This window comes from Actinomycetospora sp. (assembly GCF_036497585.1).
In the GTDB taxonomy this organism is placed as follows: domain Bacteria; phylum Actinomycetota; class Actinomycetes; order Mycobacteriales; family Pseudonocardiaceae; genus Actinomycetospora.
In genome coordinates this window covers 1-2,310 of the sequence record NZ_DASXJD010000171.1, presented here as the reverse complement: position 1 = coordinate 2,310, position 2,310 = coordinate 1, and the positions used below count along the sequence as shown (strand labels likewise).

The 2,310-nt window shown below is 74.1% G+C and carries 2 protein-coding genes; both read right to left on the bottom strand.

Features of this window, described 5'->3' with window-relative positions:
- Positions 1-1,453, bottom strand: a 1,453-nt coding sequence (locus tag VGH76_RS16700; RefSeq protein ID WP_331557828.1) for a signal recognition particle receptor subunit alpha, incomplete at its 3' end; no start/stop codon positions are given.
- Positions 1,454-1,689: 236 nt separating this feature from the next.
- The coding region (locus VGH76_RS16695; RefSeq protein WP_331557827.1) for an AAA family ATPase at positions 1,690-2,310 on the bottom strand (621 nt) is incomplete at its 5' end.

Sequence of the window (2,310 nt, the reverse complement as noted above, 5' to 3'; positions counted from 1 at the left end):
GCTCGTCCATCAGACCAGTCTTGGTGTGCAACCTGCCCGCGGTGTCCAGGAGAACGGCGTCGGCGCCCTCGTCGGTGCCCTGCTTGACGGCATCGAACGCGACGCTGGCCGGGTCGGCCCCCTCCGGACCGCGCACCACCGTGGCGCCGGCGCGCTCACCCCAGGTGGCGAGCTGCTCCGCGGCGGCGGCGCGGAACGTGTCCGCTGCACCGAGCACGACGTGCCGGCCGCCCGCCACCAGCACCCTGGCCAGCTTGCCGGTGGTGGTGGTCTTGCCGGTGCCGTTGACCCCCACGACGAGAAGCACGGCGGGCCTGCCGTCGTGGGGCAGGGCGCGGACCGAGCGGTCGAGGTCCACGCGGAGTGCCTCGGTGAGCACCTCGCGCAGCAGCTGCTTCGCCTGCTCCGGGGTCCGGACCGCGCGGCGGGCCAGCTCGGTGCGCAGCGTCTCGACGAGCTCCACCGTCATTTCCGGACCGAGGTCGGCCTGCAGGAGCATGGCCTCCACGTCCTCCCAGGACTCCTCGTCCAGCTCCCCCGCGCCGAGCAGACCGAGTAGCCCCTGGCCGAACCCGGAACGTGACCGCGCGAGGCGACCGCGGAGCCGCTCGAGGCGACCCTCGGCGGGGGCGATCTCCGGCGGGGCGGCGGGCGGGGCTGTCTCGACCGGCGGGGCTGTCTCGACCGGCGGCACGGCGTCGACGGGGGGCACGGGCTCGACCAGCGGCGCCGGCGGCGCGGAGCTCACCGGGGGGGCCGTGTCGACCGGGGGCGCGGCCTCGACCGGGGGCGCGGCCTCGACCGGGGAGGCCGTTGGCGCAGAGTCCACCGCCGGGGGCGGCGGGGCAGCCTCCGGCGGCCGGGCTGGGTGCGCAGTCGACCCGGCGGGCGGTCGAACCGGCGCGGTCGCGGTGGGCGGGGCGGGCTCGGTGGTGGGCGCGGTGTCGGCCTCAGCGGGTGGTGCCGTCGCGGCCGCGGGCGCGGTCCCGGCCGCCGGCCCGGTACTGGTTGGCGGGGCGGTGCTGGTTGGCGGGGCGGGTGGCGCAGTGTCCACCTGCCGCAGGGCGTCCGCGACGGGGGCGCGGTCCGACGGTGTCGCGGGCTCGGCGCGCTGCTCAGGGGGCGCTGTCGAGGTCGGCGTGCTGCCGGTGGGCGGCGCGGTGGGCGCCGGGGGTTCCAGGGGCCGTTCGACCTCGGATGGAGCCGGGGGGGCAGGTGGCGGGGCCACCGGCCGCGGGGCTGTGTCCGTACCGGCGGAGAAAGAGAAGCCGCTCTCGGCCTGGTAGGTACCGCGCCGAGGCGGGGCGGTGCCGGGGCGGGTATCGCCCTCGACCTCCCCCGGCTCGCGCAGGCTGATCCGGCGTCGCCGCAGGAGCACCAGCCCCAGCGCGACGGCGATGAGCAGGATCACCGCAGCGACCGCGACGATGATCCACAGGGTCTCCGTGGTCACCCGTCCACCCTGTCATGCGAAGCAGCAGACCGGGCGCGAGCACCCCGGCAACCACCATGATCATTGTAAGATCGACGGGATCGCCCCGACGGGGGCGATCGTGGGGATCTCGAAACGATCATGGTGCGGGGGTCGCCTGCCCGGTCGTCGCGGAACGCGCGGAGCAGGAGTGCCCGCCCGGCGGCCAGCTGCCCCGGAGGGGGACAACACACGTCGTGCTGGTCGGGCGGTTGGACTCAGCTCGCCGCGCGCAGGCGCTGGCTGATGACGGTGGTGATGCCGTCCCCGCGCATGGAGACGCCGTAGAGAGCATCGGCCACCTCCATCGTCGGCTTCTGGTGCGTGATGACGATCAGCTGGCTCGTCTCGCGCAGCTCCTCCATCAGCGAGATGAGCCGCCGCAGGTTGACGTCGTCGAGAGCAGCCTCGATCTCGTCGAGGATGTAGAACGGCGACGGCCGGGCGCGGAAGATCGCCACCAGCAGCGCCATGGCCGTCAGCGACCGCTCGCCACCCGAGAGCAGCGACAACCGCTTGACCTTCTTGCCCGGCGGGCGCGCCTCGACCTCGATACCGGTGGTCAGCATGTCGTCCGGGTTGGTCAGGTACAGCCGGCCCTCGCCGCCCGGGAACAGCCGGGAGAACACGCCCACGAACTCGCGCTCGGTGTCCGCGTAGGCCTCCGCGAACACCTGCTGCACCCGGTCGTCGACCTCCTTGACCACCTGGAGCAGGTCGGCCCGGGTCTTCTTGAGGTCCTCGAGCTGCTCGCTGAGGAACTTGTAACGCTCCTCCATCGCCGCGAACTCCTCCAGCGCGAGCGGGTTGACCTTGCCCAGCGCGGTGTGGTCCTTCTC